20 protein-coding genes are annotated in these 20413 nt (G+C 63.6%); 6 read left to right on the forward strand and 14 right to left on the reverse strand.

The window, feature by feature from the left end; genetic code table 11:
- Nucleotides 1-13: 13 nt before the first annotated feature.
- From LW136_RS11045 to folE, 7 genes are all read right to left on the reverse strand, one after another.
- The gene (locus tag LW136_RS11045; RefSeq protein ID WP_234175194.1) at nt 14-2671 is read right to left on the reverse strand and encodes an EAL domain-containing protein; all 2658 of its coding nucleotides are present in this window, start codon (nt 2669-2671) and stop codon (nt 14-16) included.
- Between the two features lie 178 nt (nt 2672-2849).
- Nucleotides 2850-3290: a PAS sensor domain-containing protein gene (locus LW136_RS11050; RefSeq protein ID WP_041014019.1), complete on the reverse strand. Its 441-nt coding sequence runs from the start codon at nt 3288-3290 to the stop codon at nt 2850-2852.
- Nucleotides 3291-3367: 77 nt separating this feature from the next.
- A complete protein-coding gene (locus tag LW136_RS11055) occupies nt 3368-3895 on the reverse strand; it encodes a DUF3833 domain-containing protein (protein WP_234175195.1) in 528 nt (175 codons plus the stop codon).
- Nucleotides 3892-5130, reverse strand: coding sequence for an MFS transporter (locus tag LW136_RS11060; protein WP_234175196.1), 1239 nt, complete (start codon nt 5128-5130; stop codon nt 3892-3894). The genes LW136_RS11055 and LW136_RS11060 overlap by 4 nt, the downstream gene beginning before the upstream one ends.
- Nucleotides 5127-5645 (reverse strand): chalcone isomerase family protein, encoded by a 519-nt coding sequence (locus LW136_RS11065; RefSeq protein ID WP_179484251.1) that lies wholly within the window; start codon nt 5643-5645, stop codon nt 5127-5129. Before LW136_RS11065 ends, LW136_RS11060 begins: the two co-directional genes overlap by 4 nt.
- A 10-nt stretch (nt 5646-5655) precedes the next feature.
- Complete coding sequence (folX, locus tag LW136_RS11070) at nt 5656-6027, reverse strand: dihydroneopterin triphosphate 2'-epimerase (protein WP_230356726.1); 372 nt, start codon at nt 6025-6027, stop codon at nt 5656-5658.
- A complete protein-coding gene (folE, locus tag LW136_RS11075) occupies nt 6027-6584 on the reverse strand; it encodes a GTP cyclohydrolase I FolE (protein WP_014820374.1) in 558 nt (185 codons plus the stop codon). The genes folX and folE overlap by 1 nt, the downstream gene beginning before the upstream one ends.
- A gap of 218 nt (nt 6585-6802) precedes the next feature.
- Here folE and LW136_RS11080 point away from each other — a divergent pair, with 218 nt between their 5' ends.
- The gene (locus LW136_RS11080; protein WP_234175197.1) at nt 6803-7117 is read left to right on the forward strand and encodes a DUF6482 family protein; all 315 of its coding nucleotides are present in this window, start codon (nt 6803-6805) and stop codon (nt 7115-7117) included.
- On the opposite strand, the gene LW136_RS11085 is transcribed toward LW136_RS11080, so the two are convergent.
- Nucleotides 7114-7560, reverse strand: a complete 447-nt coding sequence (locus tag LW136_RS11085; protein WP_234175198.1) for a thiol-disulfide oxidoreductase DCC family protein — start codon at nt 7558-7560, stop codon at nt 7114-7116. The two genes, LW136_RS11080 and LW136_RS11085, sit on opposite strands and share 4 nt — an antisense overlap.
- 93 nt (nt 7561-7653) lie before the next feature.
- Between LW136_RS11085 and LW136_RS11090 the strand changes: the two genes are divergently transcribed.
- From LW136_RS11090 to nahK, 5 genes are all read left to right on the forward strand, one after another.
- Nucleotides 7654-8601: a MerR family transcriptional regulator gene (locus tag LW136_RS11090; RefSeq protein ID WP_045666586.1), complete on the forward strand. Its 948-nt coding sequence runs from the start codon at nt 7654-7656 to the stop codon at nt 8599-8601.
- A 38-nt stretch (nt 8602-8639) separates the two neighbouring features.
- Nucleotides 8640-11156: a pyrroloquinoline quinone biosynthesis protein PqqF gene (gene pqqF / locus LW136_RS11095; protein ID WP_234175199.1), complete on the forward strand. Its 2517-nt coding sequence runs from the start codon at nt 8640-8642 to the stop codon at nt 11154-11156.
- A gap of 294 nt (nt 11157-11450) precedes the next feature.
- Nucleotides 11451-12638 carry a porin gene (locus LW136_RS11100; protein ID WP_023445614.1) on the forward strand — a complete coding sequence of 396 codons (1188 nt, stop codon included), beginning with the start codon at nt 11451-11453 and terminating at the stop codon, nt 12636-12638.
- Nucleotides 12639-13066: 428 nt separating this feature from the next.
- Nucleotides 13067-14230 (forward strand): nitric oxide-sensing protein NosP, encoded by a 1164-nt coding sequence (gene nosP, locus LW136_RS11105; protein ID WP_126188967.1) that lies wholly within the window; start codon nt 13067-13069, stop codon nt 14228-14230.
- Nucleotides 14199-16799: a hybrid sensor histidine kinase/response regulator NahK/ErcS' gene (gene nahK, locus LW136_RS11110; RefSeq protein WP_090519895.1), complete on the forward strand. Its 2601-nt coding sequence runs from the start codon at nt 14199-14201 to the stop codon at nt 16797-16799. The genes nosP and nahK overlap by 32 nt, the downstream gene beginning before the upstream one ends.
- A gap of 115 nt (nt 16800-16914) precedes the next feature.
- Here the strand turns inward: nahK and LW136_RS11115 are convergent, their stop codons facing one another.
- The 6 genes from LW136_RS11115 to tusD form a co-directional block, all read right to left on the reverse strand.
- Nucleotides 16915-17922: a glutathione S-transferase family protein gene (locus tag LW136_RS11115; RefSeq protein WP_234175200.1), complete on the reverse strand. Its 1008-nt coding sequence runs from the start codon at nt 17920-17922 to the stop codon at nt 16915-16917.
- A gap of 84 nt (nt 17923-18006) precedes the next feature.
- Entirely contained in the window at nt 18007-18990 is a 984-nt protein-coding gene (locus LW136_RS11120; RefSeq protein WP_234175201.1) for a glycosyl transferase family protein, read from the reverse strand.
- A complete protein-coding gene (locus LW136_RS11125; protein WP_023445610.1) occupies nt 18987-19322 on the reverse strand; it encodes a TusE/DsrC/DsvC family sulfur relay protein in 336 nt (111 codons plus the stop codon). Before LW136_RS11125 ends, LW136_RS11120 begins: the two co-directional genes overlap by 4 nt.
- Nucleotides 19319-19621 carry a sulfurtransferase complex subunit TusB gene (gene tusB, locus LW136_RS11130; protein ID WP_023445609.1) on the reverse strand — a complete coding sequence of 101 codons (303 nt, stop codon included), beginning with the start codon at nt 19619-19621 and terminating at the stop codon, nt 19319-19321. Before tusB ends, LW136_RS11125 begins: the two co-directional genes overlap by 4 nt.
- A complete protein-coding gene (gene tusC, locus LW136_RS11135) occupies nt 19621-19980 on the reverse strand; it encodes a sulfurtransferase complex subunit TusC (protein ID WP_234175202.1) in 360 nt (119 codons plus the stop codon). The genes tusB and tusC overlap by 1 nt, the downstream gene beginning before the upstream one ends.
- The gene (gene tusD / locus LW136_RS11140) at nt 19980-20372 is read right to left on the reverse strand and encodes a sulfurtransferase complex subunit TusD (protein ID WP_234175203.1); all 393 of its coding nucleotides are present in this window, start codon (nt 20370-20372) and stop codon (nt 19980-19982) included. The genes tusC and tusD overlap by 1 nt, the downstream gene beginning before the upstream one ends.
- Nucleotides 20373-20413 lie beyond the last annotated feature (41 nt).

Raw genomic sequence — 20413 nt, forward strand, 5'->3', positions numbered from 1 at the left:
GATGCGTCCCACGTCAGGCTGTCACGCCGTCGTCCGCCTCGGTGGCTCGAACCAGCTCCTCGAAGGCATCTGCCGATAGCGGTCTGCCGAACAGATAACCCTGATAGCGATGGCAGCCATTGGCGAGCAGCATCCCCCGTTGTGGCTCGCTTTCGACACCTTCAGCGATGACCTCCAGGCCCAGGCCGGTCGCCAGTGCGCAGATGGCCCGGACGATGGTCAGGCTGCTGCTGTCGTCCGGCAGGCGGCGAATGAAGGTCTGATCGATCTTCAGCTGATCCAGCGGCAGCTGCTGGAGATAGCTCATCGAGGAATATCCGGTACCGAAGTCGTCGATGGCGAAACGGATGCCGTGCTGCTTGAGCCGCGTCATGCGGGCGATCGCTTCGGGCATGTTGTCCAGCAGCAGCGTTTCGGTCAGCTCCAGCTTCAGCCGGGCCGGATCGGCACCGCTCCTTTCCAGCAGCTCGAGCACCCCCTCGACGAAATTGTCCTGGTACAGCAGGTGTGCACTGAGGTTGACCGAGAGACTGAGGTGGGCGAATTCCGGCGTTTCGGCCCAGCGCGCCAGTTGTGCGCAGGCCTGGGCCAGCACCTGTTGATCGAGGGTGTGGATCAGAGCGGCGTGTTCGGCCTGCGCGATGAATGCCGCCGGAGTGAGCAGACCGCGCAGCGGGTGCTGCCAGCGCACCAGCGCCTCGGCGCCAATGATGCCTTCGGTCTGCTCCAGCTGCGGCTGGAAATTGAGTATGAATTCGCCGTTCTTCAAGCCCAGGCGAATCTCTTCCTCCAGACGCAACCGTTCCTGCACGGCCAGCTGCATGCGCGGGTCGAAGAAGCGCAGGGCGTTCTTGCCGGAAATCTTCGCTTCGTACATCGACATGTCGGCGCGCTTCATCAGCTCGTCGCTGCTGCTGGCTTCGGCACCGAACAGCACCACGCCGATACTGGCGCTGCTGTACAGCGCGAGATCGGCCAGGCGATACGGCCGATCCAGCGAGTTCAGCAGCTTCATGCCGATGTGCTCGGCCTGGCCCGCCGCGCGTAGCGGGTCATCGCCGAGGTTCTCCAGCATCACCACGAACTCGTCGCCACCCAGGCGCGCCACCGTGTCGCTGGCGCGCACCTCGGCGTGCAGACGTTCGGCGGCGATGCGCAGCACCTGGTCGCCGGTCTGGTGCCCGTGCAGGTCGTTGATGTTCTTGAAGTTGTCCAGGTCGATGAACATCAGCGCGCCCAGCTGATTGCCGCGGCGGCTGGCGGCCATGGCCTGGTGCAGGCGGTCGAGCAGCAGTCGGCGGTTGGGCAGACCGGTCAGCGGATCGTAGAACGCCAGATTATGAATTCGCTCTTCGGCCGCCTTGCGATCGGTGATGTCGGTAAAGGCGGCGACATAGTGAGTCACCTCTCCGAGCGCGTTGCGCACCGCGCTGACGGTCAGCCATTCGGGAAAGATCTCGCCACTCTTGCGCCGGTTCCAGATTTCGCCTTCCCATACGCCGGTGGTTTCAATGCTCGACCACATGCTGCGATAGAACTCCGGGCCGTGCTTGCCGGACGCGAGCAGAGCGGTGGTCTGACCGATGGCTTCGGCGGGGCTGTAGCCGCTGATGCGGGTGAAAGCCCGGTTGACCCGCAGGATGCGGTTCTGCGCGTCGGTAATCAGCATGCCCTGCTGCGATTCGAAGGCGATGGCGGCGATCCTGCGCTCCAGCTCGGTGTTCACCCGTTCCGTGATATCGCGGCTCAGCCAGACCACCGCACGCTTCTGTCCTTCCGGCTGCTCCAGCGGCAGCGCGCGGCCTTCGAACACCTTGAGGCCACCCTGAGTCGGCAGGCAGTATTCGATCAGCTGCGGCACATCGCTGCTCAGCGTCAGCTGGATGAAGTCGAGGAAGCGACGTTCTTCCTCTTCGGGCATAACGTCGTGCAGGCGGCGACCGAGCAGCTTGCCCGGATCGTCATACAGCAGGCTCCGTTCGGCGCAGAGGATTTCCAGGTAGCGGCCATCCTCGTCGAGCACCATGAGCAGATCGGGCATGGCCTGGGTGATGGCGCGCAGCCTAGCTTCGCTGAAGCGCAGGGCCTGCTCGGTCTTGTCGCGCTCCAGCAGATCCTTGAGCAGGACGCCGAGGGTCGCGGTGGCGATGGGCAGCGCCAACAGCGCTGGCAAGGCAGCTTCCCGTACGGCGGCGGCGCCGAGCCCGTTGGGCAGCATCAGTGCGATCAGCGCCAGTGCGGCAAGGTGCAGCAGCAAACCGAAAGCGAGCAATTGCCAGAAGCCAATGCCGAGCAGACGCTTTCGATATGCACAGCCGTAGGCGAGCCCCAGAGCGATCGGCAACACCACGTTCGCCAGCCCCGGTACCACACCGGGCCCGCCCAGCCAGAGGCGGTAGCCGCCAGCCAGGGTGCCGGCGATCGTGGCCACCAGCGGTCCGCCGAACAACCCGGCCATGCTCAGCACCACAGTGCGCGCATCGAGGATGATTCCGGTGTGGCCGACGCTGGTGATCAGCATGCCGATGATGCAGGCGCTGCCGAACCAGAGTCCGGCGAGCAATTGAGCAGAGAGCTGACCGCTCCGGTTCCAGCTGCGGGCGGTAAAGGCCAGCAGCCAGCACAACGCGAGCAGCATGACCGCGTTCTGTACGACGGCATTGATGGTCAAGACAAAATCCTAGGGCGCAACCGCCCACTGCAGGATGGTGAAATGGCGATTTGCCAGTATCCCATATCCACCGCTACCGAGTAACGGCACTTAGGTAGGGTTGCCCGGGGTACTTGAGGGCGCAGCGCTGCCGCATCGTTGAGCCAACGGCTCGGCGGTCGCGGGCCGGGCGGCGTGCTCAGTTCTGCGCGAGCTTCGCCTTCAGTTCGCGAATCTCGGCTTCCAGCGCTTCGACGCGTTGCAGGGCGTCGACCTCGGCGGTGACGTTCTTCTGGATGCCAATGAAGTAGGTCAGCTGATCGGCCTCGTTGAACACCGGCGTGATGGAAAGCTCGTTCCAGAACGGCGTGCCGTCCTTACGGTAGTTGCGGATGATCTGGCGGCACGGCTGGTTGTTCTTCACCGCCTCGCGGATGGCCTGCAGGGCCGGCTGGTCGCGGTCCTCGCCCTGCAGGAAGCGGCAGTCGCGGTAGAGGATGTCGTCCACCGGGTAACCGGTCAGGCGCTCGAACGCCGGGTTGGCGTAGATCAGGATGTTGTCATCACCTTCCTGTTCGGCGACCACGATCCCGTCGTTGGAGGCTTCGATAACCAGTTGCAACAGCTTGGCATTGATCATGTCACGACATCCTGAAGGGGCATGCCGCGCATTCTAGAACAACTTGGCCCGCTCGGTGCCTTGCAAGTGCCATCAGCTCATTCGTTGCGTTTGCGGAAGAACAGGATGACCTGTCCCACCTCGACGCCGAACTTGCTCATGAACGAACGGTTGGCCAGGGTGTTCTCGTCGATCAGGTACATCCAGTCGTCCAGGTGTACGTCGTAAACCTTGTCATCCACCGGCAGGCTGAGCACGTAGCGCCAGCGCAGGGCATTGCCGGCCACTTCGCCAACGGCCTCGCCGACCACGTCTGCAGCCGTGCCGCGCCAGTGCCCCGGGCGTTCCTCGGTCAGCGTCCAGACGCGTTGCTGGGTAGTGCCGTCGCTGTAGCGGAAGTGTTCGTCGAGGATCAGCTTGTCGCCATCGAGGCTGCCTTCGATCTCGACATGAAAGCGCTTGACGACCTCGCCGGAGCGCTTCTGGAACATGCCCCAGGCATCCACTGTGCCGACGAAATACTTGCGCAGATCCAGCTGCGGCTCCTCGTCTCGGTAATGCTCGACATCGACGGCGGTGCAGCTGAGCAGCAGCAGGCAGCAAGCCAGAATCAGTACCTTTTTCATGGTTTCGTTTCTCCGCAGGGCAGGGAAGTGAGCAGCCGCGCCGCCAGTAGCTTCAGCAGGCAGGGCAGGCCGGCGTAGACCAGCGCAAGGTTCCAGCCGGCCGCGGTGCCCGGTTGGTAGTCGCTCAACGCCAGCAATGGCAAAGCCAGACCGGCGAGTGCCAGCGCCAGCTTGGCGAGAAAGCTCCACAAGCCGAAGTAGGCGGCAGTGGAATCACGCTCCTCGACTGGGATGATGTCGGCCAGCAGCGCTGGTGGCAGGGCCAGATCGGCTCCGAGGGCAAGGCCGGACATCATGCAGACGCCGGCATAGGCCCAGGCCGAGCCCGGCTCCAGCAGCACCGCCCAGATAAAGGCGGCGCTGGCGGTGAGCATGCCGATCCGCCAGCTGCGTCGTTTGCCGATGCGATCGGCCAGACGGGTCCAGAGCGGCAGACCCAATGCGCCGCTGATGAAGTAAAGCGCCAGAAACAGGCCGGTCAGTCGTGCCAGTTGCAGGCGGTCGGCGATGAAGAACAGCGCCAGGGTGGCCGGAATCGCCACCGCCACGGCATTGATGAAGTAGACGCCCGCCAGGCGCCGGAACGCAGGGTTGCGCAGCGGCAGTCGCCAGCTGCTGGTTTCGCTACGCACGGTGCGGTGGGGGCGTGGGGCGCCGCATAACAAGGTCGCCGTGCCGGCTAACAGCAGCACGGCGAAGGTGGCAGCAAAGGTTGCCAGCGCCGTCGCCATGCCGTATCGGGTCGCCAGCACGGTAGGCAGCACGCTGGCGAGCACCACGCCGAACAGGCCGGCACCTTCGCGCCAGGCGGCGACTCGGGTGCGGGTATCCGGCTGGTCGGAGAGGCGCGCGCCCCAGGCCAGATAGGTGATGTTGATCAGGCTGTGCAAGGTATAGGTGAGCGCCAGCAACGCGCCGAGCCACGCGGCTAAGCCGAAACTGCCTAAGTTGCCGGGTGGGATCAGCAGTGCCGCCATCGCCAGGCTCAGCAACACGGCCGCGCCGCCGAGCAGAATCGTCCAGCCACGTGGTGAGCGGCGATCGATAAGGCGGCCAAGCCAGGGGTCTTGCACGGTATCCGCCAGACGGGCGAGGAACAGCACGGCGCCGGTCAGCGTCAGGCCGAGGCCGAGATCGGCCGCATAGAAATTCGGCACCAGCACATAGATCGGCAGCATGGCCATCGCCAGCGGCAGGCCGAGCATTCCGTAGGCTGCCAGCGCCGGGCTTTTCATCGCTGGCCCAGCAGGTTGCGCCGCAATTTCTGGTCGCGGCTGCGTGGGTCGAGCCAGATGGCGAAGAAGGCGTCGGCGAACGCAGCGTCGGCGACCTCATGCTGCAGGCGATCATTCACGTAGAAGCGGCAACCGCGCCCGGGCAAGAAGACGCCAGTGATTCGGTCACCCGCCTCTACATCGACGAAGGCCTGCTGCATGTCTGCGCGCCAGCGGCGCAGTTGTTCGGCATCGAGCGGCTCGCCGGAGAGTCGCTGAATCTCTTCCAGGCTGGTGCGCACCAGGTCGTCGCGGCTGATGGAGCGGTGATAGGTCAGTTCCAGCGCGAACGCCGTACGGGTTTGCAGCGGCGCGGTTTCGCTCCACAGGCGCGCGTCATAGATGCGCAAGCCGAAGAAGCGCAACTGGCCTTCGCCAATCAGTCGCGCCTGTGGCACGGCTTCGCGCCAGCTCGCTGCTGCGATCAGTGGGATCAGCGAAAGCAGGCTGGCGAGCACGACGCGGCGGATATTCACGACATCGTGCTCAGCGACTGCCGGCGAGGGTGATCGAGACAGAGTCGGCAAAGCGCAGCGCGTGAGGCTTGTCGACTTCCACCTCGGCGTAGCTCACCGCGGGATGTGCCATCACCAGGTCGAGGATTTCCTGGGTCATGCGCTCGAGCAGGGCGAAGCGGCTCTGCTCGACATGCCGAATGATCGCCTTGGTGATGGTGCGGTAGTTGAGCGCCTGCTCGATGTCGTTGTCGCGCACCGCCTCGACCGCCGGGTAGAGGATGTTCAGATTGATCAGCACATCCTGGCGATTGAGTATCTCGTCCTCGTTGATGCCGATGTAGGTGCGCAGGCGCAGATCCTTCACCCGGATGCGCGCCATGCCAGGTTCCAGGCGCGGCATTACTGGCCCCTCCCGATCAACTGTAGAAATTCCATCCGTGTGTTGCAGGAGCTGCGGAAGGCGCCGAGCATCACCGAGGTGTTCATCACCGAGTTCTGCTTTTCCACGCCCCGCATCATCATGCACATGTGCTTGGCTTCGATGACCACCGCAACACCAGCGGCGCCGGTGACTTCCTGAATGGCTTCGGCGATCTGGCGGGTCAGGTTTTCCTGGATCTGCAGGCGGCGGGCGAACATGTCGACGATTCGCGCAATCTTCGACAGGCCCAGCACGCGCCCGGTGGGGATGTACGCCACATGAGCCTTGCCGATGAAGGGCAGCATGTGGTGCTCGCACAGGGAGTACAGCTCGATGTCCTTGACGATGACCATCTCGTCGTTGTCCGAGGCGAACAGCGCGCCGTTGACGATCTCTTCCAGGCTGCGGTTGTAACCGCCGCACAGGTATTGCATCGCCTTCGCCGCGCGTTGCGGCGTGTCGCGCAGACCTTCACGCTCCGGGTTTTCACCCACCCCGGAGAGTATTTCGCGGTAATGACCAGGCAGATCGTTCATGACGGTTCCTTTTGTGCGCCGGGCGCTGTTGCGTGGAGGGGAATGCTGTTGCATCGATGAGAGATGCGATAAAGCTATACGGATATTGCTTCTTGTACAGGTAAATGTACAGGAATATTCTGCTGCATAAGAACTCCTTGGCGCGAGCCCGCCATTTGGCAGGCAGGTGGGCGATTGCGGGGCTATGCGGCCAACTGAATCTGTACAGGTATCCGAGTATGAAACAGGGCGTGTCGAGGCTTGGGCTGCGTATTGCGCTATTTCGCGGCCGAATAGAGCGGGTCGAGCTGCATGGTCTGCGCTGCTGCGGGTACAGCGCCTGGGTGGTCGAGCGCAGCGGTCGTCGCCGGCAGTTCGCCGATGGCCAGCGCAATGTCTGGAGCGACCAGGGCAGCCTGAAGCGGGAGCTCAGGGCGTGCGGTGTGCGTGAGGTCTACTGGCGGCAGCCGGTCAGCCATGACGAAATGATCGGCCGCCCGGCTGCTGCGGAATCCGGGTTTGGCCTGCGCATGCCTCTGCTTGCCGACAACTAAAGGCGATCGTCGGTTGCGACGCTGGTCTTCGACGGCTTTTGCGGCACATTGCACCCGGTTGTGCAGCGACTCGCACCGTCGGGATGCGGCAGCCAGTCAAGATGCGGGCGCAGCACTGCGAACAGCTGGTAACCGAGCAACAGCAGCGGCCGCAATGGACGCCAGCCGAGCGGTGCGGCCCAGCGACCGTGGCCTGCCAGTCGCCAGCTCCAGTAGGTGGCGTCCACGCCGGTCAGCCAGGCACCGCTGGCGCTGCGGGCGTGCAGACGCCGTCGGAGCTGCGTCCGATCCCGGTCGAGCCCTTTAGGATCGAAATCGGCAGCGCTGATATCCACCAGCCGCAGCCTTGCCGGATCGGCGCTGCGTTCCAGCCAACGAACTTCTCGGGCACACAGTGGACAGGCTCGATCGACATAGAGCGTCAGGGGCAAATCAGGCGTCATTTCATCGCATCTTGCATTTGTACAACGTTTGTAGAGGGTATGCTGCGAAACGCTGGGTTACAATCTCGGCATTCTTTTCCAGCGAGCCGCCACATGACCGATTCTTCCGGCGCTTCGAACCTGGCCTCGAGCGCCTTCGAGCAGCAGGATCTATTCCCTATCCGTGAAGTTTCCCGCCTGACCGGGGTCAACCCGGTCACCTTGCGCGCGTGGGAGCGCCGCTACGGGCTGATCCGGCCGACCCGGACCGAGAGCGGCCATCGCCTGTACTCGATGGCCGACGTGGAGGCGGTTCGCAGCATTCTTTCCTGGACCGAGCGTGGCGTGGCGGTAAGCAAGGTCGGCAGCATACTGGCGCGCAGCGCAGCGACCCGCGAGGCAGAGGAACCGACCGCAACCCCCAGTAGCGAGTGGAACGAGTGGCAGGGGCAACTGCGTGATGCGGTGAATGGTTTCGACGAGGTGCGGCTGGAGCAGCTATACGGCCAGATCTTCTCCACCTATCCGCTGGCTGTGGTGTTTCAGGATGTCCTGTTGCCGGTGTGGCAGGAGCTGCTGCTGCGTCAGGAGGAATTTGGCGGTACCAGCGAGTGGCTGTTTCTCGATGCCTTCCTTCGTGCCCGGGCGCTGCAGCGGCTGCAGCTGGCCCGTATGCCGGCTGGCGAGCGTGTACTGCTCGCCGCGATGCCGGGGCAGTGTCGCGAGCTGGAATTGCTCGTGGCGGGCCTGATGCTCAGTGGCGACAGCCTGGCCGTCAGCGTGTTGCCGATCGGGCAGCCGCTGGAAGAACTCGCGCTGGTCTGCGACAAGATGAAACCGCAGGGGCTGGTGCTGTTCTCCAACGTTCCCCATGGCGAGGCGCAGTTGCGCCAGCTCAACAAGCTGTCCCTCGCGCTTGATTGCTCCTTGGCTTTGGCCGGGGAGGCGGCCGAACTGGGTCGTGAAGCGCTGGCGGGTACGCCGATCGCCTGCCTCGGCAGTTCCGGCAAGCTGATGCAGCGCCGTCTGCGCCAGTTCCTGGCCGGCCAGCTGGATACCTGAGTCATGCGCACAGCTGTCCGGCAACAGGAGATCGATCCATGACGCCAGACAGCGTTCCGCCTGCCGTGATACCGCAGTGGCACGTCCTGCCCAATGGCCTGCGGCTGGGCTTTATCCAGCTCCCAGCGGGCAGCCAGGCAGCAGCCCTCGTTCGCGTGAACGCTGGCGCACACGATGCGCCGGGCGAATACCCAGGGCTTGCGCATTTTCTCGAGCACCTGCTGTTCCTGGGTAGCCAGGCCTATGCGCCAACCCAGAGCCTGATGCCGTTCGTGCAGGGTTGCGCCGGGCAATTGAACGCATCGACCCGTGAGCGTCATACCGACTTCTTCTTCCAGGTGCCTGCCGCTGCCTTCGGCGAAGCCCTCAAACGTCTGCTCGACATGCTCGCCCGGCCGCTGCTCGATCCTGCGGCGCAGTTGCGCGAACGCGAGGTGTTGCAGGCCGAATTCCTGGCACGGGGGCGGGACCGGGAGACCCTGTGCGACGCCGCGATCGGTACGGCACTGAGCTGCGCGCATCCCTTTTCAGGGTTTCATGCGGGCAATCGCGAAACGCTGCCGGTAGAGGCGCCAGCGTTCCAGAAAGCGCTGACGGGCTATCACCAGCACTTCTATCAAACCGGGCAGATGGAACTGCTGGTCGCCGCACCCTGCAGCCTTGAGCAGGTGCTGGAACTGCTGCAGAGCGATGAATGCCAGCTACCGGTCGCACCGATCGTCGCGAGGCCGATACAGCCACTGCGCGCCGATGATGGCGGCACCTTGCGTCTGAGCGTCGATGGCGCGCGACCGTATCTGGATATCGCTTTCGCCCTCGATGGGCTGCCGGATGAAGCCTGCGTGGCGCTGGATGTGCTCGGCTCATGGTTGAGCTCGCAAGCCGACCGGAGTCTTTTTCAAGCCCTAAGCGAGGCCCACTGGTGTGATGCCGTCTCGTTGCGCGTGCCGTACTGGCATGACGGGCAGGGTGTGGCCGTCTTCGAGGTGCAGCTGACCGAACGCGGCATGGCGGAACGCGCGCAGATTGTTGCCGCAGTGCGTGACTGGCTGCATTTCATGAGCACGCAGGCAGCCTGGTCAGAGGTTTGGGGCGAGTACGCGCAGATCCGTCAGCGCGGGCTCATGGGCAAGGAGCCGCTGGCCCTGTTGCGCTACTGGATTGACCCGGCTGCCTGGACGCCGTCGATCGATACGAGTCGTGTGCAGCAGGCGCTTGAGATGCTGGGTGCGCAGCTTCATGCGAGCAGGCCGATCGTATTGACGGTGGACGGCGAAGGTTGCGCTCGGACTGAGCGCATCGAGCCGGTAAAGGCTGGGTTCGAGCTGGACCTGGTCGCCGAGCAGTTGCCGCCGTCAGACAGGACTGGATGGCAATGGCACCTGCCGGAACGCAATCCTTGGCTCAGTGAGCGCATGCAACCGGGCGTGGCGGCGTTGCAGATACCATCCCTGCGCTGGGTCGAACACGCCGATGCTGCAGGGCAGGGCGCGCTCTACCTGCGTTGGCGGTTTGCCGCGGGCCAGCCGCCGGCAGGGCTCTGGCATACGCTGCACGCGGCGCTACGCAGGCATACCATCGCTGCGGCGCAAGCCGGTGTCGAGCTGCATTTCGATGACCATGGGCACAGCTGGTGCCTGAGGCTGTTCGGTTATGCCGAAGCGTTGCCAGTAATTCTTCGTGACCTGACCGACATCCTCAAAGCGCCGTCGCCGGCTGCTTTCAATGAAGGACACCGCCTGCGCTACGAGTCCGTGACGTCAGGTGCCGACGAGATACTGATACGGCAACTGCTGCGCCGCCTGCCGCTCCTGCTCGCGGGAGCCGCACGAGACGGTGATGCATCGCTGGACCAGCACGCACTCGATCAAGCCTGGCATCAGTCCCATTGGGATGCATTGGCAGTGGGGCTGCCTCGGCATCTGAGTCGCCCGTTGCAGAGGGTACTGGCTGAGCTGCCTGGGCTGGTCGGACCCGGTGCCGGTCAGTACCACGAAAGCACACCGCGTTATTGCTGGTCGCGCTTTGGTCAGCCTGGCGTGGAAACCGCGTTGGTGCTGTTCTGTTCGCTACCGCTTCGGACAGCCTTCATCGAGGCGAACTGGCGTCGCTTGGCGCGATTGATGGAAGGCGCGTTCTTCCGTCGACTGCGCAGCGAACTGCAGCTCGGCTATGCGGTGTTCTGTGGCTATCGTCAGTTCGGCGAGTGCCCGGGCATCGTTTTCGCGGTGCAGTCTCCCAGCGCATCTGCCAGTGAGATCCTCGGCCATATCGAAACCTTCCTCGACGGCTTTGCCGGCACTCTGGTTGAAGTCGCTGCAGCTGATCCCTCGACCGGCAACCACGACGGCGACCTGCGCCGCCGCGCCGAGTCGTTATGGCAGGCGCACCTGGCCGGCTTCGATGGTGATCACCCGGAGGCGGTGGCTGCGGCGTCGGCCAACCTCGATGCCCGAGCTATCCGTGCTCAGCTACAGGCGCTGCGCGATGCCGAAGGCGGCTGGCATGTGGTCGCCAATGCTGAAGCGCCCGACAGGCGTTGGCATCGCCGCTGACGGTTACCTCAGCGTCCCACATCACCCGTCCATTCAACCCCGACAATGCAACTCGATGGCCAGCCGTTTACGGCGGGCTGCCGTGGCTTGTGCCGGGGTATGGTGGCGCGCTGCTTTGGGTGTACGACCTAAGCCTCGTGCGTCTGGCGGTCGGATGAGATGCTTTACATGCAAGACGACACCCCGGGCGAAAGTACTAGCCTTTCGCCGCCATCGCAGCGTATGTGCGCTCGGATGGCCTTTCGATAATCGCTCCCGTCACGACTGCTTGTCGTCAAAACCGCGGAGAGCGCCATGCACAACAACAAGAAAGCCGTATCAACCCTGTTGCCACTGGTCCTGGCCAGTGCCGTCGCCATGACCGTAAGCCAGTCGGCCGTCGCCGAAATCGTGCTTTACGATCAGGACGACACCACCTTTTCCACCGATGGTTACTTCAACACGTTCTACGTTCACAGCGACGTCGAGCGTGCCGGCGAGCAGTTCGATCGCAAGCAGTCGCGGGTGAAGATGGGCTTCCTGCCCAACTGGATCGGCTTCAACTTCGGCAAGCAGGTCGGCGATCTCAAGCTGGGCGGTCGTTCCTCGTTCTGGGTGACCATCAACGACAGCGAAAGCAACGGCACCGAAACCGGTATCGACGTTCGTCAGTTCTACGCCACTGCGGCGAATGAGCAGTGGGGCGAAGTGCTGTTCGGTAAGGACTTCGGCCTGTTCGGCCGCTCCAACATCCTGCTCGACGAGATGCTCAGCGGTTACGGCCAGGTCAGCGACACCCTGGGTCTGGTCGATGGCGGCGGCGTCTCCTTCGGCAACATAGGTACCGGCTACCCGTATCCGTTCCCGACGTCGCAGATCACCTACCGTTCGCCGAAGATGAGCGGCCTGCGCATCGCTGCCGGCATCATGGACCCGGTAGACACCACCGACGACACCTCGTCCACCCTGGACAAGGCCTACCAGGAAGCGCCGCGCTTCGAAACCGAGATCACCTACGAGTTCGAGATGGGCGGCACCCAGTTCTACACCTGGATCAACGGTATGCAGCAAAGCTCGGACAACACCGACAGCAGCATCGAGAAGGTCGATTCCAAGGGCCTGGGTTACGGCGTGCAGGCCAAGATGGGCAGCCTGTCGCTGACCGCATCGGGCTTCCAGGCCGAAGGTATCAACCCGTTCTTCACCAACAACGCCGGCGAAGCACTGCTGCGTGAAGTGGACAGCGACGGCTACCTGCTGCAGGGCTCCTACCGCTTCGGCAAGAACCGCGTTGCGCTGTCCTACGGTCAGACCAAGGATGATGGCAACGGTCTGGGCGGTGAGGCCGATTACGAGACCCGCGGTATTGCCCTGTTCCACAGCATCAACGACAACCTGACCCTGGTCGCCGAACTGAACCAATTCGAGATCGAAGGCAAGGACAGCCCGGCACTGGACGAAGAAACCCGCACCTTCGCAGTGGGCGCGGCGCTGAGCTTCTAAGCGAGGCGATCAGCAGGGCGCGGATGGACGTCGAACCGTAGGTCGCTCCATTCGTTGCATCGGCAGTGGGACGTACGTTGAGCGTATCCCACGCCCTGTGCGCAGTGATGATCTCTGCGCAACCACGACAAAGGCCGGCATCCGTAAGGGGCCGGCCTTTCTGTATCAGTGCATCACTGAACATGGCCAGCGTGCGTCGAGGCCAGGCCTGATCGGGATGGACACCGTTTGGTTCGCGGTGCAGAGGATGGCTGGTGGACGGGAACCGACACGGTGGCCACTTCAGCTGAACTAGCATCCCTGCGCCTGCGTTGTTTCGTCGCGATGCTACCTAGGCAGGCCTTTACCGGTACTCAAGTAGCATTTTCGGACCATATGCCCTGGCCAAGAATGAGGTCATCCGATTCAGGTGGTGCGGGGTATCGTGCGTGACCGAACAAGAAGGCGAAGTTATCCGCACCGCGATGTCCGAGGCCCGGCTGCCCGAGACGGTGGCACAGGACCTGGCACGCCAGCTGATGCATCCGCATCTGGGCTTTGTGCTGTTCTTCTGTTCGGCGGAGTACGACCTGCCGGCACTGGGCGATGCGCTGCGCCAATACTTCGGTGGCGTGCGTCTGGTCGGTTGTACCTCGGCGGGGGAAATCACCTCGCAGGGCTATGGTCGCAGTTGCGTGACGGCAGTCGGCTTTGACCATCGCAGCTTTTCCATCGCCTGCGAGCTGATCGACGAGATGGATCGCTTCAGCCTGATCGAGGCCCAGCAGCTGGTCGAGCGCCTGGGCAGCGACTGCCGCAGCAACTCGCTGGCGCCGATCAAGGATCACAGCTTTGCGCTGACCCTGCTCGATGGGTTGTCCAGTCGCGAGGAGGTGGTGCTCTCTGCACTGAGCGCAGCCTTCGGCAGCATTCCGCATTTCGGTGGTTCGGCCGGCGACGACAACCACCTCAGCGACACCTACGTCTATTACGACGGCCGGTTCTACAGCGGCGCGGCCATCGTGGTGCTGATCAATACCTGGCTGGATTTCGAAGTGTTCACCACCCATCACATCCTGCCGCTTGAGGACAAACTGGTGGTGACCCGCGCCGACAGCAACAGCCGTCGGGTCTACGAGCTGAATGCCGAGCCGGCTGCGGAGGAGTACGCACGGCTGATCGGTGTACCGGTCAGCGATCTCGATCACCGTCTGTTTGCGGCTCATCCGCTGGCGGTGCGTATCAATGAGCACTACTACGTGCGCTCGATCCAGAAGGTCAACGAGGACATGAGCCTGACCTTCTATTGCGCCGTGGAGAACGGCATCGTGCTCACCGCCATGGAACCCGGCCCGCTGATGCCGAACCTGGAAGCCCTGTTTCAGCGTCTGGAGCAGCGCCTCGGCCCGCCGCTGCTCACGATTGGCTGCGACTGTTTCCTGCGTCGCCTGGAAATCGAGGCCAACGATACCAGCGAAGAAACCTCGGCTTTTCTCCGACGCCAGCAGGTGATCGGCTTCAACACCTACGGAGAGCAGTTCAATGGCATGCACATCAACCAGACCTTCACCGGTGTCGCCATTGGCCGACCCGGAGGCCGGGCAGGTCGCTGAGCTGCTGGCGCGCCAGGCCGAACTCGAGCGCGAAAACCTCAAGCTCAAACGCATCAACGCCGCACTGATCGAGCGCGTCGAATCCAGTGGCGCCGGACGGGATGCATCCTATGCGGCGTTCCAGCACTCGGTGGAGCTGGCCGAGCAGGTGCGCGAGCGCACCGATGCGCTGAATCAGGCGATGGCCGAACTCAAGGGCAGCAACCAGTTGCTCAGCGATGCGCGGCTGCGCGCGGAAACCGCGCACCAGCACCTGGTTGACGCCATCGAGAGCATTTCCGACGCCTTCGTGCTGTTCGACCGCGACCAGCGCATCGTCCTGTTCAACCGTCGCTTCAAGTCGCTATGGACGCGCACGCGCGCGCGCATCAACGCCGGCACGCGGCTGGCCGAGGTCCGCCGGCTGGCGGAAAGCACCGGGTTGATCGTCGAGGAACACCGCGGCAAGGGCGATGAGCCCACGGTGTATCGGCTGAACAACGGCCGTTGGGTGCAGGTCAGCGAGCGACCAACCCGTGAAGGCGGGCTGGTGATTCTCTACACCGACATCACCGAGGTGAAAGTCAGCGAGACCATGCGTCGCGAGCAGGCGCTGGCGCAGAAGTCGAGGCTGTTGCAGCGCGCGGTGGACAACCTGTCCCAGGGCGTGGCGATGGTCAGCGCCGAGGGTGCGCTGGAGCTTTGGAATAGACGCTTTCTCGAGCTCTGCGGGCTGGCGCCGATCGAGGCGCATCGACCGTTCGAGGAGGTCATGGCCGACAGCGAGCTGACCCTGCTCACACCCAACAGTCGTGACGCCCGCGGCCGGCCGATCCGCGAGCTGGAGCAGCGCCTGTTCGATGGCCGCGTGCTGGAAATTCGCACCCATGCGCTCCCCACCGGCGGCTTCGTCAATACCTTCACTGACATCACCGAGCGCTACCGCCATGCCGAGGCGCTGCGCGAGAGCGAGCGCTGGATTCGCCTGATCACCGACCATGTGCCGGCGCTGATCGCCTACGTCTCGGCCGATCTCACCTACGAGTTCACCAACAAGGTCTACGAGGAATGGTATCGCTGGCCCAGCGACGGCATGCTCGGCCAGTCGCTGCGCGAGGTCCACAGCGGCGAGCACTGGCGGCAACTGGAGCCCTACATTGATCGTGCACTGTCGGGCGAGAGCGTCAGCTTCGAGATGGCCGAGCGCAACCATGCCGGCCAGCAGCGCTATATGCTGCGCTCCTATGTGCCGAACCGGCAGGCCAATGGCGAAGTGGCCGGTATCTTCGTGCTGATCCAGGACATCACCGATCGCCGGCGCACCGCCGAGGCGCTGCACCAGGCCTATCAGAATCTCGAACAGCGGGTGCGTGAGCGCACCGCCGAGCTGACCAGTCTCAACGACCAGCTGCTGCGCGAGATCGACGAGCGCAGTCATGTCGAGGCGCGGCTGCGCGAAGCCAAGCGCGAGGCGGAAGTGGCCAACCTGTCCAAGACCAAATTCCTTGCCGCAGTCAGCCATGACCTGCTGCAGCCGCTCAACGCCGCGCGGCTGTTCACCAGCGCTTTGCTTGAGCAACCGGGGGCGCCCAACGGTGGGCTGATCCGCAACATCAGCAACTCGCTGGAAGACGTGGAAAACCTGCTCGGTACGCTGGTCGATATTTCCAAGCTGGATGCCGGCGTGATCAAGCCGGATATCGCCCCGTTCGCCGTCAGTGAGCTGTTGGAAAACCTGGCCATGGAGTTCCGCCAGATCGCCGGGGCCGAGCAGCTGCAGCTGGACTTCATTCCCTGTTCGGCGCTGGTGCGCAGCGATATCCAGCTGCTCGCGCGCATCCTGCGCAATCTGCTGACCAACGCGATTCGCTACACACCCAAAGGACGCGTACTGCTGGGTTGTCGTCGCCACCGGCAGAGTCTGTCCATCGAAGTCTGGGATACCGGCGTGGGCATCGCCTCGGACAAGCTCGAGGAAATCTTCCAGGAATTCAAACGCGGGGAGGGCGTGCGTCCCAACCAGGATCGTGGTCTCGGCCTTGGCCTGGCCATCGTCGAGAAGATCGCGCGCATGCTGGGCCATCGTATCCGGGTCAGTTCGCACCCGGGACGCGGCTCGTGTTTCGCCATCGACGTACCCTTGGCCAAGCGCGCACCCAAGGCGCGGCCTGAGCCGAGCACCACGGAGCTGGTGCTGCAGCGGCTGCAGGGCGCCCGGGTCTGGGTGTTGGATAACGACACGGCGATCTGTGCGGGCATGCGCACGCTGCTGGAAGGCTGGGGCTGCAAGGTGATCACGGCGCTGTCCGAGGAGGACCTGGCGAGGCAGGTGGACAACTTCCATGCCGAGGCCGACTTGATGATCGCCGACTACCACCTGGACAATGGCCACACCGGCATCGATGTCGTTGCCACCGTCAATGCGCGCCGCGCCAGCCCGCTACCGGCGCTGATGATCACCGCCAACTACAGCAACGAACTCAAGCAGCAGGTCCGCGAGCTGGGCCATATGCTGATGCACAAGCCGGTGCGGCCGATGAAGCTGAAGACTGCCATGTGCCATATGCTCGAGCATGGTACAGCTGGATGACTGATCCGCTGGCCCCGGCAGCCGTCGGATGTGACCGCATCGCCGCGGGCGCGCCTCCCACAGGGCCTGGAGTTTTGTAGAAGCACGACATCTGGGCGATGGTATGGGGTTCAGGCTAGCTGTGCTCCGATCTCACCCAGATGCCGTTGCCTCGCAGGCGCTCGCGATCATGTGGTCGATCCAGTCCAAGAAGCGGACCTTTCGGCACGATGCCATTTCCGTTGATCTGTCGATGGCTGGCGTAGTAGTGGTTCTTGATGTGTGTGAAATCCACCGTTTCGGCAATTCCCGGCCACTGGTACAGCTCGCGTAGCCAGTTCGACAGGTTCGGATAGTCCTCGATGCGGCGCAGGTTGCACTTGAAGTGGCCGTGGTAAACCGCGTCGAAGCGAATGGCTGTGGTGAACAGACGCCAGTCGGCCTCTGTCAGGTACTCCCCTGTCAGGTAGCGCTGCTTGCCCAGGCGTCGCTCCAACCAGTCGAGCTCACGGAACAACTCGTCGAAGGCCTCTTCGTAGGCCTCCTGGGTCGTGGCGAAACCTGCTCGGTAGACCCCGTTGTTGATCGCCGGATAGATCCGCGCGTTTAGCGCATCGATTTCGCCATGCAACGCTTCCGGGTAGAAATCCAGCGTAGAGCCGGTCAGCTCGTCGAAAGCGCTGTTGAAGATGCGGATGATATCGGCCGACTCGTTGTTGACGATGCACTGGCGCTCGCGATCCCAAAGAACGGGAACGGTGACCCGGCCCGAGTACTTCGGATCCTCACGGGTGTAGCGCTGATGCAGGTAGTCGAATTCGTCCAGCGCATCGCCGCTGGAGCCGGTGGACTTGTCGAAGGTCCAGCCGTGCTCGGCCATCAGCCAGCTGACCACGGACACGTCGATCAGCGGCTCGAGCCCCTTGAGCTTGCGGTAGATCAGCGTGCGATGCGCCCACGGACAGGCAAGCGAAACATAGAGATGATAGCGACCGGCCTCGGCCTGGAAGCCATCCTGGCCGTCAGGCCCGGGCGCGCCGTCGGGCGTGACCCAGTGCCGGCGCTTGGCCTGTTCGCGTTCGAATTTGCCATCGCGGCTTGCATACCAGCGGTCGTGCCACTGGCCATCGATCAGTAATCCCATGGTGCCCTCCTGTTACGGCATAGGAGGCCAGTCTAGGAAGCATCGTTCGATCGATGTGACCGAATGGCGGGTTAATCCTATCGCTTAAATCGATGAATGGCGGGCGCGCCAGTAGCTTTGCGCTTGCTCGAAAGCTGCCTCCCGCGTCGCGCCAAGGCCTCGCAGGGCAAGGGCCATGGTGGCGATCACAGCGAGTTCACCGTAGGCGTCTTCCTGCTCGCCAGCCCAGACGGCAAGCAGCTGCTGCGGGTCGAGCTGTGCGGGCTTTACGTGGCGCCGCTCGGACAGTGCCGGCCATTCCTCGTCCCACGGCGTGCCGCCAGTGGTGCCGTAGAGATGGGAGACGTTGTCCGGGTTCATCTCGATCTCGCCGCCTTCGCCCTTGATGACGATGGCGTGGTCCCCGAGCAGGGTGCTGGCCTGGCGATGGGCATCCTGATAGCCGGGGTGGAAGATGCTCTGCAGGCCGCAGCGTGCGCCCAGCGGGTTGAGCAGGCGCGCCAGCGAGTGGATTGGCGAGCGCAGGCCGAGCAGGTTGCGCATGTCGATCATGCGCTGCAGCACCGGCATCCAGGCTCCCAGCGGGATGAACGCGAGATTGCTCTGGTCCAGTGCCACGCTGACCTGTTGCCAGTTCTCGCATCGACGAATGCCCAGCAGCTCAAGCTGCTGTTCGCTATAGATGCGCCCAGCAGTATGGGCACCGCCACCGTGCATGAGGATGCGTATGCCATTGGCTGCCAGGCACTTGGCTGCCAGCAGATACCAGGGCAGGTGGCGCTTCTTGCCGGCATAGGTCGGCCAGTCGATATCGACCGGGATAGTCGGTGCCTGCACGCGCTCACGCACGGCCTGGGTAAAGCCCGCCAGCTCGTCGGGGCTTTCTTCCTTGTGCCGCAACAACATGAGGAAGGCGCCCAGCTGAGCGTCCTCCACCTTGCCGTCGAGCAGCATGCCCATGGCTTCGCGGGCTTCTTCGCGTGTCAGGTCGCGGGCGCCACGCTTGCCTTTGCCAAGGATACGCACGAAGGCGGCGAAAGGATGTTCTGCAGGCGTTTCGAGGCTCATAGGCAGTTGCTCGGTTTTGGCAGCCCGGCCAGCTTGGCGGCCAGTTTGGCAGGGGTGCCCTTGAACAGGCGGTTGAGGTGCATGCTGTTGCCCTTTTCAGGCCCCAGCTTGAGTGCGGTGTACTTGATCAGCGGGCGTGTGGCCGGCGACAGCTGGAATTCGGCATAGAACTCGCGCAGCAGCCGAAGCACTTCCCGATGTTCGTCTTCCAGCTCCAACTCTTCACGGCGCGCCAGCGCTTCGGCAACGGCTTCGTTCCAGTCGCTCAGATCGACCAGAAAGCCGTCCTTGTCCAGCGCGATCTCGCGCCCATCCACGACCAGGCTGCTCATAGCCAGCTGTTGATCCGTTCGTAACGGCAGGTCAGTTCGACGAAGCCCGCGTAGTCCAGCAATTGCACGCGCGTCGGCAGCATGCCGAGTGCCCGGGCCTGCACGTCTTCTTCAAGTGCGAACAGCGCGACCTGCTCTGGCAGTTGCTCCAATTCGGTCGCGGGTTTGGTTCCGGCTGTCAGGGCGTAGGTTGCGTCGCCGGCCAGCAGCAGGGCGTCGGTGTCGCCTAGTAGCGGCAGGCAGCTGTTGAAGCGGCCGTCGCTGAAGGGCGAATGGGAAAGCAGATGCAGAGTCGCCATCAGATCGTGATCACATGGTCATAGCGGTTGATCAGGGTGCTCAGGCCAGCGTCGTCGAGGATTTCGACCGGCAGCGCCAGAGAGGATTCGTCCAGGTTGCGCTCGGCCAGGCTGCGGCGAGCGACGAACAGGCTGTCGATGCCGAACAGCGGCAGCGCCTGCAGATTCGCGGTCAGGTCTTTCTGCTCGAGCGATGCGGCCTGCTGCGCCTTCGTAAGCTGGAACACGCCGTCATCGAGAAACAGCAGCCCTAGCGGCAGCTGGAAAGCGCCACCGGCCAACACGATATCCAGTGCCTCACGCGCAGAGGGGCCGGCCCAGGGCGCCTGACGGCTAATGATTAGCATGGAACGCGCCATCATTGGCCTCCGAAGCAGACGAACCGATCGGCCTGCTGCGCGGCTTCATGCAACTGGCCCAGCCCCGACAGCTCCCAGCCAGCGGCAAGGTTCGCTGCCGGACGCTGGTAGCGCTGCGCTTCGCCGGCATCCAGTACGCCGCGACGCAGGCCGGCGGCGATGCAGACCACGCCGTCCAGCTGGTTGGCGCTGACGAAACGGCTCCATTCAGCCGCCACGTCCAGTTCGTCCTGTGCCGCCACGACGTTAGCTGAAGCACTGTGCACGCCATCCTGATAGTAGAACAGCCGGACGATCTCATGCCCGCCAGCGAGCACGGCTTCGGCAAAGCGCAACGCGCGGCGGGCAGCGGGTGAATGGGGCGGAGCGAACAGGGCGATTACGAATTTCATCGGAGCACCATGGCAGAACAGCTGACATGATACGCCAGCTG

Origin of the sequence: Stutzerimonas kunmingensis (assembly GCF_021432085.1) — a bacterium.
Classification (GTDB): domain Bacteria; phylum Pseudomonadota; class Gammaproteobacteria; order Pseudomonadales; family Pseudomonadaceae; genus Stutzerimonas.

Coding starts and splice junctions, on each gene's coding strand:
- LW136_RS11050 (WP_041014019.1), bottom strand. CDS start 3,290: ATGATCAATGCCAAGCTGTTGCAACTGGTTATCGAAGCCTCCAACGAC.
- LW136_RS11055 (WP_234175195.1), bottom strand. CDS start 3,895: ATGAAAAAGGTACTGATTCTGGCTTGCTGCCTGCTGCTGCTCAGCTGC.
- LW136_RS11060 (WP_234175196.1), bottom strand. CDS start 5,130: ATGAAAAGCCCGGCGCTGGCAGCCTACGGAATGCTCGGCCTGCCGCTG.
- folX (WP_230356726.1), bottom strand. CDS start 6,027: ATGCCGCGCCTGGAACCTGGCATGGCGCGCATCCGGGTGAAGGATCTG.
- folE (WP_014820374.1), bottom strand. CDS start 6,584: ATGAACGATCTGCCTGGTCATTACCGCGAAATACTCTCCGGGGTGGGT.
- LW136_RS11080 (WP_234175197.1), top strand. CDS start 6,803: ATGAAACAGGGCGTGTCGAGGCTTGGGCTGCGTATTGCGCTATTTCGC.
- LW136_RS11085 (WP_234175198.1), bottom strand. CDS start 7,560: ATGACGCCTGATTTGCCCCTGACGCTCTATGTCGATCGAGCCTGTCCA.
- LW136_RS11090 (WP_045666586.1), top strand. CDS start 7,654: ATGACCGATTCTTCCGGCGCTTCGAACCTGGCCTCGAGCGCCTTCGAG.
- pqqF (WP_234175199.1), top strand. CDS start 8,640: ATGACGCCAGACAGCGTTCCGCCTGCCGTGATACCGCAGTGGCACGTC.
- LW136_RS11100 (WP_023445614.1), top strand. CDS start 11,451: ATGCACAACAACAAGAAAGCCGTATCAACCCTGTTGCCACTGGTCCTG.
- LW136_RS11115 (WP_234175200.1), bottom strand. CDS start 17,922: ATGGGATTACTGATCGATGGCCAGTGGCACGACCGCTGGTATGCAAGC.
- LW136_RS11120 (WP_234175201.1), bottom strand. CDS start 18,990: ATGAGCCTCGAAACGCCTGCAGAACATCCTTTCGCCGCCTTCGTGCGT.
- LW136_RS11125 (WP_023445610.1), bottom strand. CDS start 19,322: ATGAGCAGCCTGGTCGTGGATGGGCGCGAGATCGCGCTGGACAAGGAC.
- tusB (WP_023445609.1), bottom strand. CDS start 19,621: ATGGCGACTCTGCATCTGCTTTCCCATTCGCCCTTCAGCGACGGCCGC.
- tusC (WP_234175202.1), bottom strand. CDS start 19,980: ATGGCGCGTTCCATGCTAATCATTAGCCGTCAGGCGCCCTGGGCCGGC.
- tusD (WP_234175203.1), bottom strand. CDS start 20,372: ATGAAATTCGTAATCGCCCTGTTCGCTCCGCCCCATTCACCCGCTGCC.